The following is a 12,363-nucleotide window of genomic DNA, read 5'->3' as shown; positions in this document are numbered from 1 at the left end:
GCCCGAAATGCAAGAGGCGCCCCGAAGGGCGCCCCGATTTCCGCTTAGCCTTTTTTCAGGCAGCGATTGCCCAGCAGTTCCGCGATCTGGACCGCGTTCAGCGCCGCGCCTTTGCGCAGGTTGTCGGACACGATCCACATGTTCAGGCCGTTTTCGATCGTCACGTCCTGACGGATGCGCGACACGAAGGTCGCGAAATCGCCCACGCATTCGACGGGGGTCGAGTAGCCGCCGGGCTCGCGCTTGTCGATCACCAGAATGCCCGGTGCTTCGCGCAGGATGTCGCGGGCTTCGTCTTCGTCCAGGAAATCCTCGAACTCGACATTGACCGATTCCGAATGGCCGACAAAGACCGGAACGCGCACGCAGGTCGCGGTCACCTTGATCGACGGATCGATGATCTTTTTCGTTTCCGCCGTCATCTTCCATTCTTCCTTGGTGTCGCCACTATCAAGGAAGACGTCGATCTGCGGGATCACGTTGAAGGCGATCTGTTTCTGGAACTTCTTGGGTTCGACTTCCTGACCGGGGACATACATGCCCTTGGTCTGGTTCCACAGCTCGTCCATGCCATCCTTGCCCGCGCCGGAAACCGACTGATAGGTGGACACGACAACGCGCTTGATCCGCGCACGGTCGTGCAGCGGCTTCAGCGCCACGACCATCTGCGCGGTCGAGCAGTTGGGGTTCGCGATGATCATCTTGTTGCGGTATTCTTCGACCGCATCCGGGTTCACTTCCGGCACGACCAGCGGGATCTGCGGATCATAGCGATAAAGCGACGAGTTATCGATGACGACGCAGCCCTGGCTTGCCGCGATCGGGGCATAGGTTTTCGTCGCGTCCGAGCCGATGGCGAACAGCGCGATGTCATAGCCGGTGAAATCGAAACCCTCGATATCCTTGCACTTCAGGGTCATGTCGCCATAGCTGACCTCAGTGCCAATGCTCCGGCGCGAAGCCAGAGCAACAACCTCATCGGCAGGGAACTGGCGTTCAGCCAGGATGTTCAGCATTTCGCGGCCCACGTTCCCCGTGGCGCCGGCGACAACGACCTTGTAGCCCATCTGGGGTCTCCTCACATAAGACGCCGCGATATAGGGCTATTCCGGGGAAAGGGAAAGCAAGATTCCGGCGATTTGTCTGATGATACGGCGATTTTTAGTCTTAATGACGAACTATCCGGCGATCTGCCGAAATCAACCGATGCACCCATTCGGATTCGCCGGAAAAGTCATGCGGAACCTGATCGGCGGTCCTGCTGCCCGACAGCGAAAGCGAGGCGAAAAAGTCAAAGCCGAACAGGTCCAGCCGCGCGGCATCCGAACGCGCGATCAGATCGATCATCATCGCGCCGGTGGTCGGGGGCGCGGCAAGCTGCGTTTTCAGCGCGGCATAGTCGGCCAAGGGGTGCAGATAAAAGCCGGGGCTGGTCGCCGTCTGCCAGTCCAGCCGCTTGCGCTTGGGCGACATCCAAAGGATGCGCCCCGGCGCGATGCGGGTGCGGTCCTGCGCGCCAAGCCGCGTGGCCAGCGCCAGCCAATCGGTGCGCGCGCCGTGGCTTCGGGCCTGTGGCATGGGCGCGCGGTTGATGCGGATGACCAGATCGGCGGCATCTATCAGCGCCCCTTGCGAGGTATCGGCCAACGCCCGCGCATTCCCGACCAGCGCCACATGCTTGCCCGCAAGATCGTTCAGCACTGCGGATTGATGTGTGGACAGGCTTTGCAGCGCAGCTTCATCCCGCAGGGTGCGCGCGGCCAGAAAGCGCAGACGGTTCAAGACAGCAGCTTTCGGTAGATCTGGACGATGGCCTGCGCCTCGCCCTCGATCGCGTGATTGGCCTGAACATGGGCGCGGGCGGAATGTCCCGCCTGCGCGCGGGCCGCGTCATTGTCCAGCCAATAGGCCAAGGCTTCGGTCAGGGCATCCGCGTCTTCGCGTGCCACCAGACTGCCGGTTTCCCCGTCGCGGATCAGCGTTTCATAGGCGCCGACGCGGGCGGCGACGGTGGGGACGCCGCAGGCCGCCGCCTCCAGCGGGGTCAGGCCGAACCCTTCCCAACGGGCGGGGGCGGCGAACAGGTCCAGCGACTGGTAATTGCGGACCACCTGTTCCCAGGGCACCTCGCCCAGAAACCGGATGCGGTCCGACAGGCCCGCCGCAGCGATCTGCGCCTGCAGATCATCGGCAAAGGCCTGATTGTCTGCTGTGACCCGGCCCGAAAAGATCAGCTTCGCGCGGGGTCGGTCGGGAAACAGCCGCAGCGCGGCCTGCATCAGCAGATCGACGCCCTTTTGCGCACGGACCCGCCCAAAGCAGCCGATGACGATATCGTCGGGCGCAAAGCCCAGTTCCGCCCGCAGCGCCGCCCGGTCGGGCGCGGGGTGAAACACGCTTAGGTCGACGCCGTGCAGGATCACCGTGGCCGGAAGCTCAAGATAGCTGGCGGCCTGCGGCGAGGTAGCGATCAGCGCATCCTGCCTGCGGATCAGCCAGCGGGTGAACCGCTTGTGCCTGCGCTGCGCGGCGGATGTGAACAGCAGTCGGTAACGCCGCCGCAGCACATGGCGCAGCAGCAGGCCCAGCACCATTTCCGTATTACGGCGCGCGTGCCAGACCCGCCAGCGGTCGCGTGGCAGCGTCGCCGCGCGGGACAGCGGGATATGCGGCAGCTCGGGCGGCAGCCCCGGCCCGGTCGCCACGATCCCGATCATCCGCGCCTGCACCGGGATCAGGCGCACCACGGTCGCGGTGACGCCCGACAGGCGGCGTTTCAGGTTCGGGGCAACGACATCAATATCGGGCATGGCGATCCTCGGGGCTGAAAAGGTAAAGCACCAGCCCGATCACCACGGGTATCAGGAACAGCAGAAAGATGTAACCGTAAGCCGTCGCGGGCGCATGGCGGGCCGACGCCGCCAGATACACCGGACGAGAGATGAACTGCATCACCCCCACCCCCGCGATCGAGGTCATGTTGAGCAGCGTGATCCCCCGCCCGACCAGATGCGGCGGCAGGAATGCGCGCCCATGTGACATCATCAGCGAATATGAGCTGTCCGAGATGCAGACCATCACCAGCAACACCGCCGACAGCCCAAGGCTAAGACCCGGTGCCAGCCACAGCGTCGCCAGCACTGCGCAAAGCAGCGTGTTGTTCGCGATCGAGGTGCGCTTATCCGACCCGAACAGCCGCACGATGCGCCCGACGAACAGGTTGGCCGTGACCATCGCCAGCCCCATGCCCAGCGTGACCAGCCCGATCAGCTGGTCGCTGGCACCAAAGACCTGCGACAGATATGGCCCGGCCCAAAGTCCGCGGATGCAGGCCGATCCGGCATAGGTTACGCCCAGCAGCGGCAGGATGAGCCGCAGCTCGCGCACCTTCCACAATTCCCGCAACGAGGCTTTGGGATGGTTTCCTTCGGGGGCCGGGGGGTTCTTGACCAGCGCCAGCAACAGCAAAGCCACCCCCAGCGTCACCAGCGAAAGCCCTGTCAGCGTCATGCGCCAGCCAAGCTGGCCCACCACCCAGACCAGCGGGGCCGCGCCAAGGATATTGCCCAGCGACCCAAGGCCCACGACGATGCCGCCTGCCGTGCTCATCATCGTCGGGGGCAGGATGCGGGCAAAGATGAAAAAGCTGCCGATCATCACGGGCGCGCAACCGATGCCCAGCAGTGCCATCGCGATGTGGATGTGCCACGGCGCCTGCGCCAGCGCAAAGACCGCAGCCCCGCCCGCGCCGCCAAGCGCCAGCAGCGTCGCGACCGTTTCGCGCGGGCCGAAACGGTCCAGCGCCCAGCCGATCGGCAGTTGCATCGCCGCAAAGGCCATGAACCACAGTCCCGAACTGATCGCCAGATCATCGGGGCCAGCGCCCAGTTCCTGATGCAGGACGGGGGCCAGCACGGCCAAAAAGGCGCGATAGAACTGGCTAAGCATATAGGCAAGGATCAGGCTGGCGATCCCGCCCGACAGCATAAGGCGCATGGCATGAACTCGTGTTATGGTCGGCGGAGACTTGTCGATCTGGCGCGCCGACGCAAGCCCGTGCCCTAGCTGCGGCGCAGCAGGACCGCCAGCCATAGCGCGGCCTGCGACACCCGCCCCTGCCGCCTGAACCCACCCCGCCGCAATGCGCCGACGCGCTGGGGGAACGATCCGTGCAGCGCGGCGAATTGTTCAAGCAGCGCGCGGTTTTCCGGCGTCAGGCGGTGTTTCGATGCGACAAGCGCCTGAAGGTTCGTCCGGCTCCATTCGCGATAGGTTCCGGCAAACATCCGCTTCAGCCCGCCAAGGCGCGAGATCAGGCGGTTGTTCGCTCCGACCACATTCGCCCCATGCTGCCGATAAAGCACCGAGGGCAACGGATCATAGATCACCTGCCCGCCCGCCCCCGTCACCAGTTGGTAAATCCACCAGTCATGCATGACCACCGGCCCCGCCTCGGCATTGGCGGCGCGCACGATGTCATAGGCGGCGCGGTTCATCAGCAGCGTGTTGCCCTGCACAAGGTTCTGCATCAGCGCATGGCGAAAGCATGGCTTGTGACGCGGCAGCGGCGACAGGGACAAGGGCTGCATTCGCATGTCGCAGACGACGACACGGCTGCACCAGATGGCCGGGACATGTTCGGGCAGCGCCTGAATCCCGCGCGACAGTTTTTCGGCGTCCCATGCGTCGTCCTGATCGCAAAAGGCGATATGGGTCGCATCGGGGGGAACCTGATCCAGCAGCGCGCGGAAATTGGCGGCAGCGCCCGCACGCGGTCCCGGCACCGTTCGAACGCGACCGGGGGCAAGCTCGGCCGCGAAATCGTCAAGGATCTTGCGGCTGCGATCGGTAGATCCGTCGTCGCCCACGATCAGGTGCCAGTCCTGCCAGTGCTGTTCGATCAGGCTGCGCAGTTGCACGGGCAGATAGGTCTGCCCCTGATAGACCGCCATGAGGATCGAGACCTGACGCGGCATCGGCTGGGTATCAGTCCCCAGCGTCGTCGTTACCGACGCGGCGTCAGCCAGCTTCTCCATCCGCGAATCCTTGATGTCCGGGCCAATTCCCGGACAGGTCAATCCGTCTTACTCCTGCTTGTCATGCCGGAAAAGCCGGGTCGCACGCATCGACGGCACGGACATAAAGCCCTTATGCTATGCTGCAACAGTCCGGGGGCGGGCCGGGGCTTCGCGCACCGGCAGATGGATCAGCGCGCTGAACGCGCCGACGCCCACGCCGACCCACCAGACCAGCGTATAATCGCCGTAAGTGTCATACATCTTGCCGCCCAGCCAGACGCCCAGAAAGCTGCCCAGCTGGTGGCTGAGGAATACGAACCCGTAAAGCGTGCCCATATAGCGCAGCCCATAGATATAGGCGACCAGTCCCGAGGTCAGCGGCACGGTGGCCAGCCACAGCCCGCCCATGAACAGCGAAAAGACGATGACGGTGGTCGGCGTGATCGGCGTCAGGATAAACACCGCCGCCGCAATGGTGCGCAGCGTATAGATCCCGGCCAGCAGGTATTTCTTGCTGTAGCGCTTGCCCAGCCATCCGGCCAGAATCGCACCCCCGATATTGGCCAGCCCGATCAGTGAAATCGCCGCAGCCCCAAGGGCCGATGTGGTAGTGATCCCGATACTGGCCAGCGTGCCGCCCGGCGCGATGGGGCCGCACATCTCGGTAATCATCGCCGGGAAATGCGCCGTGATGAAGGCCAGCTGATAGCCGCAGGAAAAGAACCCCGCAAAGATCATCAGGTATGACGGGTCGGTAAAGGCGCGGCGCAGCACGCTGCCCATGCTTTCTTCAAGCTCGGACCTTGTTGCGGGCTTGCCGTTCCCCAGCATGGGCAGGAAGAACAGGCAGGACAGCACCAGCACGCCAAAGATGATAAAGACCGATTGCCACGAATAGAATGCCAGCAGCATCTCGGCCAAGGGCGCGCCGAAGACCTGACCGGCGGAACCGGCTGCGGTGGCGATCCCCAGCGCAAGGCTGCGGTTTTCATCGCTGGCCGCCCGCCCGATGACCGCAAGGATGACGCCAAAGCCCGTGCCTGCGACACCAAAGCCCACGATGATTTCCAAAAGCTGGATCGAGGTGGGATCGCTGGCGAATGCCGTCAGAATCAGCCCCGCCGAATACAGAAACGCCCCGATGATGATCGACCAGCGATCACCCCAGCGTTCCCCAAGCGCGCCAAAGATCGGCTGGCCGATGCCCCATGCAAGGTTCTGGATCGCGATGGCCAGGCTGAATTCGGCCCGCGGCCACCCGAATTCCTGCGCGATGGGAATCTGGAACACGCCGAAACTGGCGCGCAGTGCGAAATTGATCAGCAGGATCAGCGAACCGCCGATCAGAACGGGCGTGAAGATCGAGGCGCGGGCCGTGGACATGACAGTCTCTCCTGGCGGGATGGGCAATTCCTGCGCCTTGTATGGCACGGCGTCAATGCCCGGCGTGCATTGCCTGCCATTGCGCCCGGCGTTAGCCTGATCGCAACAACAGGGGGACGTCTATGTATCAGGTCATCGGCACCGCCCAAAGCCGCGCCTTCCGCGTCGTCTGGATGCTCGAAGAACTTTCGTTGCCGTATGAACATATGCCGCTGGCACCGCATTCTGAAGGCGTGACCTCGTTCAACCCGGCGGGCAAGGTTCCGGTGCTGATCGTGGACGGCACGCCCATCACCGATTCCACCGCGATCCTGACCTATCTGGCCGATCGCCATGGTGGGCTGACCCATCCCTCAGGCACGCTGGACCGGGCGCGGCAGGACAGCCTGACCCAGTTCATTCTGGACGAATTCGACGCAGCGCTGTGGCTGGCCGCGCGCCACAGCTTCGTCCTGCCCGAGGAGATGCGCCTTTCGGCTATCAAGAACACGCTGCGCTGGGAATTCGAACGCAGCCAGCGCACGCTGGTTCATCGCATGGCCGAGGACGGTTTTCTGATGGGCGATCAGCCGACCGTTCCCGACATCATTCTGGCGCATTGCCTGACATGGGCGCTGTCGGCGCGTTTCCCGATCACCGAACACCGCCTGACCAAGTTTCTGGACATGATGCGCGCCCGCCCGGCCTATCAGCGCGCGGCGGCCAGATAGGCGGCAGCGGCCAGCCCTGCCCGCCTGCCCTGCGCCAGACATCCCGTCAGCAGATAGCCCCCGGTAGGGGCTTCCCAATCCAACATCTCACCCGCGACGAACGTGCCGGGAATGGCGCGCAATTCCAGGTTCTCGGTCAAGCTCTCCGCCATGATCCCACCGGCCGAAGATATGGCGCGCTCCAAGCCCATTGGGCCTGCATGGGACAGGCGCAAAGCCTTGGCGCGGGCGGCCATCGGCGCGGGGTCTTGAGGCAATGGCTGGCCCCATTCCATCAACAGGGCGGCGCGAAGCGGATCACCCAGGACGCGGCGCAGACGGTTGCCGACGGACAATTTGGCCGGGGCCTGCGCCAGCCGCCGCGCCAATTCCTGCACGGACAAATCCGGGGCCAGATCGACCCACGCCTCGGCACCGTCGCGGATTGCGGCGGCGACCTCATAGACCCCGCCGCCTTCGATGCCTTGGGCGGTCACGACCCATTCGCCGCGACTGCTCAGGTCGCCCGCCGTGATCGCCGTGCCCTTGACAGCCTGACCGAAATGCCGCGCCATCTGCGGCGACCAACCGATGCGGAACCCCATATTCGCCGGACGAAACGGCGCGATCCGCACATCCCTGCCCGCCAGCCACGGCACCCAGGCGGCATCCGATCCCAGCCGCGGCCAGCTTGCGCCGCCCAGTGCCAGCACGACGGCCGCAGGATGCAGCACCTCTGCACCGTTCGGTGTCTCAAAGCGCCAGCCCGCGCCCTGAAAACCGCTCCAGCGCCAGCGCGTGCGCAGCTCGACGCCCTGCCCGCTCAGCCGTGCCAGCCAGGCCCGCAGCAGCGGCGATCCCTTCATCCCCACCGGAAACACCCGCCCGGTCGAGCCGGTAAACAGCTCGATCCCCAACCCGCGCGCCCAATCCATGACATCGCGCGGCCCCAGTTCTCGGTTCCCGAAATACTCCGGGGTCCGGGGCAGCGCCCCGGAAAACCGCGCCGCAAAAGCCGCGTCCGGTTCATCCTTGGTCAGGTTCAGCCCGGATTTCCCGGCCATGAGGAACTTGCGCGCAGGCGTGGGCATCGCCTCGGCTATCACCACGCGCGCGCCCTGCCCGGCCAGAACCTCGGCGGCCATCAGCCCGGCGGGACCGGCGCCGATGACCAGCGCGGTCATCGCCCGCCCCGCGGCATCATGCAAAGCCGCAAAAGCATCCGCTCCATCACCGCCATCGCCGGCGCTTTCGACGAAGACCGCAAGGTCAGATCCGTATCGATCAGCTGATGGATCGCGTCTTCCAGCGCAATCATGCCCCAGCCCTGCGCCTGCCGCATCATCCGGTCGCGGCGCGGGCCAAAGACCGGAGGCCGCAGCCTGCCCAGACCCGCACCCGGTCCGCCGGGATCCGAAGACGCCGTATGCAGCGCCCGGAAATGCCGCAGCGCCGCGATGCAGATGGTTGTGGGGGCGATGCCCTGCCCCTCGATCCGGCGCATCAGCGCGCCGAATTGCTTGGCCTGACCATCGGCCACGCAATCGATCAGATCATCCACTTCGGCCTCGATCGTCGCCGGGGCCAGCGCCGCAATCTCGGCAGGCGTCAGTGGCGCGCCATCGCCATGTTTGTAAAGCCCGATCTTCTCGACGGTCTGGCGGAAATCGCCGGGGTCCAGCGCGCGGGAAAGCGACATCAGATCGCGCATCGCATCGCGGGGAACATCGCGCAGCCCTGCGTCGTGCAGCCACCGCCCGATCTCCTCTTCGCCCGGCGGGTCGTCATAGATCGGGGCCGTGACCGCGGCAGGATGCGGCTCGAACAGCTTGCGCAGTGCCGATGACTTGGGAAGGCCTCCTGCCGCGACCACGATCACCGCGTCGCCCGAACGCCATTCGCCTATGGCCGAGGTGATCGCAGGCGCCGCCGCATCCGGCGCGTCATCGACCAGCACCACGCGCTGACCGGGAAAAAAGCCCACTGCCTTGACCGCATCCAGCAGCGCCGCCGGGTCTTTGCGCAGATCCGCGCCCGGCAGGCGGGACAGTCGCATCTCTTCCTCGGCGCCTTCGCCGACCAGCGCCTTGACGGCCTCGGCCCGTTTCAGCGCCACGCGCATCGCGTCCTGACCATAGATCAGCAGCGCAGGACGCGTCGGGTCGGGACGCGCCAGATAACGGGCGATTTCCCCGCCCTTCAGGATCATGGGATCTGCGTGGGGTCGATGGCCAGAAGCCGCGTCACCACCTGATCGGCCAAAAGCCGTGCCAGCCGTTCATGCGCGTCCTGTTCGGCCGCCATTGTGGCGATGGTCGTGCCGGTCGTGGAATAGGACGTAAAGCTGCTGACCTGTCCGCGCGCCACGGCGCGCTGGGTCGTCATGTCGCTCAGGATGTAATCGGCGCTGCCGTTCAGCGCATAGCGCGTGGTGATTTCGTCAGGCGTGATCGCCTGCGGCACCACGGCGATGCGCAATTGCCAGCTCAGCTCATAGGCGGCGGTGTCATCCGGTCCAAGCTGTTCGTCGATACGGCCCGCAAAGGCGAAGTCGTCCGGCGTCTTGGGATCGGCGGTGCGCACCTTGCCCTGCAGCCGTGTGCCCGTGCCGCCCGGACCGTAGACCGGGGCAAAGCCACAGGCGGCGACGGTCAGAACCGCCACCGAGCCGACAAGGAACGCGCGCCTAGACAACGACATTGACGATCCGCCCCGGCACCACGATCAGCTTTTTCACCGGCGCACCTTCCATGAAACGCAGCACGGTTTCATCGGCCAGCACCATCGCTTCGATCTGTTCCTTGGGCATGTCCTTGGGCACCTCGATTTCGGCGCGGCGCTTGCCATTGATCTGGATGGGCAGGATCACGCTGTCGGAAACCAGCAGCGCGGGGTCCGCCTTGGGCCAGGCCGCATCCACGACCATGCCCTGCCCGCCCGCGTTCGACCAGACCTCTTCGGCCAGATGCGGCACCATCGGCGCCAGAAGCTGCGCCAGAATCCGCAGCACTTCGCGGCGCTGTTCGCCGCCCGCCTGCGATTTGCCGATGGCATTGGCCAGCTCGTAAAGTTTCGCGACGGCCTTGTTGAAGGCAAACCCTTCGATCGCTTTGGTCACATCGGCAATCGCGCGATGGGCGGCGCGGATCAGGTCGGCATCCTCGCCCGCCTTGGGGACATCATCGGCCAGACGCCAGACGCGGTTCAGGAACTTGTTCGCCGCCTCGGCCCCGGCAGCGGTCCATTCCACGTCGCGTTCGGGCGGGCTGTCGGACAGCATGAACCAGCGCGCGGTGTCTGCACCGAAGTTTTCGACGATGTTCACCGGGTCCACGACGTTCTTTTTCGACTTGGACATCTTGGCCGAGGGGATGATCTCGACCACCGTGCCATCCGCCAGTTTGCCGTCGGTCACGCTTTCCGGCAGGTGATAGACCGCCCGGCCGCGTTCGTCGGTGGTCTTGTATATCTCATGCGTGACCATGCCCTGCGTGAACAGCGCGTCAAAGGGTTCCTTCGATTTTTCAGGCAGATGCCCGGTCTTGACCATCGCGCGGGCAAAGAAACGCGAATACAGCAGGTGCAGGATCGCGTGTTCGATGCCGCCGATATACTGATCGACGTTCATCCAGTAATCGGCATCCTCGGCCACGGTCGGCGTCGTGGCGTGCGGCGCGGTGAAACGCGCATAATACCACGACGAATCGACAAAGGTGTCCATCGTGTCGGTTTCGCGCCGCGCCGCCTTGCCGCAGACCGGGCAAGGCACGTCGCGCCATGTCGGGTGGCGGTCCAGCGGGTTGCCGGGCACGTCGAAGGTCACGTCCTGCGGCAGGATGACCGGCAGGTTTTCTTTCTTTTCGGGGACCGTGCCGCAGGTGTCGCAATGTACGACCGGGATCGGGCAGCCCCAATAGCGCTGACGCGAGATGCCCCAGTCACGCAGGCGGAACTTGGTGACGCCCTGACCGTAACCCTCAGCCTCGGCATGGGCGATGGCGGCAGCCACCGCCTCCTCGCCGGTCTGATCGGCATTGCCCGCGAAACCGCGCACATAGGTCACCGCTTCCGATTTCAGCGGGACATAGGGCGCATCGGCGATCAGCGCATCCGCATCGGCCAGCGTTGCGCCTTTAGGCCCGAAGGTCGCGCGGATCGGCAACCCGTATTTCGTGGCGAATTCGTGGTCGCGCTCGTCATGCGCCGGGCTGCCGAAAATCGCGCCAGTGCCGTAATCCATCAGCACGAAATTGGCGATCCAGATCGGCAATTCCCACGCCGGATCAAGCGGATGCCGAACGGTCAGTCCGGTGTCGAAGCCCAGTTTGGGCGCGGTTTCGATCGCTTCTTCGGTCGTGCCGATGCGGCGGCATTCCTCGCAGAAAGCAGCGATGTCGGGGCGCGTCTCGGCCAGATGCTTGATCAGCGGGTGGTCAGGCGACAGCGCCGCAAAGGACGCCCCCATCAGCGTGTCGGGGCGTGTGGTATAGACCTCGATCGCGTCGAAACCTGTGGGGGCATCCACGGTTGCAAAGCTGAATTGCAGCCCGCGCGATTTGCCGATCCAGTTGGCCTGCATCAGCCGCACCTTTTCCGGCCAGCCATTCAGCCCGTCCAACGCGGTCAAAAGCTCGTCCGAGTAATCCGAGATGCGGAAGAACCACTGCGTCAGTTCGCGCCGTTCGACCAGCGCACCGGAACGCCAGCCGCGCCCATCCTCGACCTGTTCGTTGGCCAGCACGGTCATATCGACCGGATCCCAGTTCACCATCGCGGATTTGCGATAGATCAGCCCGGCCTCCAGCATGTCCAGAAACATCGACTGCTGCTGATGCACATAGGTATCGTCGCAGGTGGCGAATTCGCGGCTCCAGTCGATGGACAGGCCCAGCGGCTTCAACTGCTCGCGCATGGTGGCGATGTTGCCATAGGTCCAGTCGCGGGGGTGGCCACCCTGCTCCATCGCGGCATTCTCGGCGGGCATGCCGAATGCGTCCCAGCCCATCGGATGCAGCACGGAAAAGCCTTGGGCGCGTTTGAACCGCGCCACCACGTCGCCCATCGTGTAGTTGCGCACATGGCCCATATGGATACGCCCCGAGGGATAGGGGAACATCTCAAGCACATAATACTTGGGCCGCTCGTCGCGAACCGCGCGGAAGGTGTCCGCACTCTCCCATGCCTCTTGCCAGCGTTTTTCGCTGTGTGCGGGATCATAGGGCATGGGAACCTCCGGGCGTCAGATTGCCCGCAGGGTATTAGCGGTTGCTTGC

The 12,363-nt window shown here is 64.7% G+C and carries 11 protein-coding genes; 1 reads left to right on the top strand and 10 read right to left on the bottom strand.

Annotated features, from left to right (window positions below; translation table 11 throughout):
- Nucleotides 1–44: 44 nt before the first annotated feature.
- The 6 genes from FN835_RS10790 to FN835_RS10765 form a co-directional block, all read right to left on the bottom strand.
- The gene (locus tag FN835_RS10790) at nucleotides 45–1,067 is read right to left on the bottom strand and encodes an aspartate-semialdehyde dehydrogenase (protein ID WP_142663234.1); all 1,023 of its coding nucleotides are present in this window, start codon (nucleotides 1,065–1,067) and stop codon (nucleotides 45–47) included.
- Nucleotides 1,068–1,167: 100 nt separating this feature from the next.
- Nucleotides 1,168–1,782, bottom strand: a complete 615-nt coding sequence (locus FN835_RS10785; RefSeq protein WP_142663233.1) for a glycosyltransferase family 29 protein — start codon at nucleotides 1,780–1,782, stop codon at nucleotides 1,168–1,170.
- Entirely contained in the window at nucleotides 1,779–2,810 is a 1,032-nt protein-coding gene (locus FN835_RS10780) for a glycosyltransferase family 4 protein (RefSeq protein ID WP_142663232.1), read from the bottom strand. The genes FN835_RS10785 and FN835_RS10780 overlap by 4 nt, the downstream gene beginning before the upstream one ends.
- Nucleotides 2,797–3,996, bottom strand: coding sequence for an MFS transporter (locus FN835_RS10775; RefSeq protein WP_142663231.1), 1,200 nt, complete (start codon nucleotides 3,994–3,996; stop codon nucleotides 2,797–2,799). Before FN835_RS10775 ends, FN835_RS10780 begins: the two co-directional genes overlap by 14 nt.
- Nucleotides 3,997–4,061: 65 nt before the next feature.
- Complete coding sequence (locus FN835_RS10770) at nucleotides 4,062–5,036, bottom strand: glycosyltransferase (protein ID WP_142663230.1); 975 nt, start codon at nucleotides 5,034–5,036, stop codon at nucleotides 4,062–4,064.
- 117 nt (nucleotides 5,037–5,153) lie between these two features.
- A complete protein-coding gene (locus FN835_RS10765) occupies nucleotides 5,154–6,401 on the bottom strand; it encodes an MFS transporter (RefSeq protein WP_142663229.1) in 1,248 nt (415 codons plus the stop codon).
- A 122-nt stretch (nucleotides 6,402–6,523) separates the two neighbouring features.
- Between FN835_RS10765 and FN835_RS10760 the strand changes: the two genes are divergently transcribed.
- A complete protein-coding gene (locus tag FN835_RS10760; RefSeq protein WP_142663228.1) occupies nucleotides 6,524–7,111 on the top strand; it encodes a glutathione S-transferase family protein in 588 nt (195 codons plus the stop codon).
- Here the strand turns inward: FN835_RS10760 and FN835_RS10755 are convergent.
- The 4 genes from FN835_RS10755 to leuS are packed head-to-tail and all read right to left on the bottom strand — an operon-like array spanning nucleotide 7,090 to nucleotide 12,314.
- A complete protein-coding gene (locus FN835_RS10755; protein WP_142663227.1) occupies nucleotides 7,090–8,274 on the bottom strand; it encodes a BaiN/RdsA family NAD(P)/FAD-dependent oxidoreductase in 1,185 nt (394 codons plus the stop codon). The genes FN835_RS10760 and FN835_RS10755 overlap by 22 nt on opposite strands.
- On the bottom strand, nucleotides 8,271–9,299 hold the full coding sequence (holA, locus tag FN835_RS10750; RefSeq protein ID WP_142663226.1) for a DNA polymerase III subunit delta: 1,029 nt from the start codon (nucleotides 9,297–9,299) through the stop codon (nucleotides 8,271–8,273). Before holA ends, FN835_RS10755 begins: the two co-directional genes overlap by 4 nt.
- Nucleotides 9,296–9,790 carry an LPS assembly lipoprotein LptE gene (gene lptE, locus FN835_RS10745; RefSeq protein WP_142663225.1) on the bottom strand — a complete coding sequence of 165 codons (495 nt, stop codon included), beginning with the start codon at nucleotides 9,788–9,790 and terminating at the stop codon, nucleotides 9,296–9,298. The genes holA and lptE overlap by 4 nt, the downstream gene beginning before the upstream one ends.
- Nucleotides 9,777–12,314 (bottom strand): leucine--tRNA ligase, encoded by a 2,538-nt coding sequence (gene leuS, locus FN835_RS10740; protein WP_142663224.1) that lies wholly within the window; start codon nucleotides 12,312–12,314, stop codon nucleotides 9,777–9,779. The genes lptE and leuS overlap by 14 nt, the downstream gene beginning before the upstream one ends.
- Between the last annotated feature and the right edge of the window lie 49 nt (nucleotides 12,315–12,363).

The organism is Paracoccus laeviglucosivorans (assembly GCF_900182695.1).
Taxonomy (GTDB): domain Bacteria; phylum Pseudomonadota; class Alphaproteobacteria; order Rhodobacterales; family Rhodobacteraceae; genus Paracoccus; species Paracoccus laeviglucosivorans.
The sequence above is the reverse complement of the archived record's forward strand: the minus strand, read 5'-3'. Positions and strand labels throughout refer to the sequence as shown.

Bases quoted from the DNA above. Each gene is read 5' to 3' on its own strand.
- FN835_RS10760 (WP_142663228.1), top strand. From the start codon at position 6,524: ATGTATCAGGTCATCGGCACCGCCCAAAGCCGCGCCTTCCGCGTCGTC.
- FN835_RS10755 (WP_142663227.1), bottom strand. From the start codon at position 8,274: ATGACCGCGCTGGTCATCGGCGCCGGTCCCGCCGGGCTGATGGCCGCC.
- FN835_RS10775 (WP_142663231.1), bottom strand. From the start codon at position 3,996: ATGCGCCTTATGCTGTCGGGCGGGATCGCCAGCCTGATCCTTGCCTAT.
- lptE (WP_142663225.1), bottom strand. From the start codon at position 9,790: ATGTCGTTGTCTAGGCGCGCGTTCCTTGTCGGCTCGGTGGCGGTTCTG.
- FN835_RS10780 (WP_142663232.1), bottom strand. From the start codon at position 2,810: ATGCCCGATATTGATGTCGTTGCCCCGAACCTGAAACGCCGCCTGTCG.
- FN835_RS10770 (WP_142663230.1), bottom strand. From the start codon at position 5,036: ATGGAGAAGCTGGCTGACGCCGCGTCGGTAACGACGACGCTGGGGACT.
- holA (WP_142663226.1), bottom strand. From the start codon at position 9,299: ATGATCCTGAAGGGCGGGGAAATCGCCCGTTATCTGGCGCGTCCCGAC.
- FN835_RS10765 (WP_142663229.1), bottom strand. From the start codon at position 6,401: ATGTCCACGGCCCGCGCCTCGATCTTCACGCCCGTTCTGATCGGCGGT.
- FN835_RS10790 (WP_142663234.1), bottom strand. From the start codon at position 1,067: ATGGGCTACAAGGTCGTTGTCGCCGGCGCCACGGGGAACGTGGGCCGC.
- leuS (WP_142663224.1), bottom strand. From the start codon at position 12,314: ATGCCCTATGATCCCGCACACAGCGAAAAACGCTGGCAAGAGGCATGG.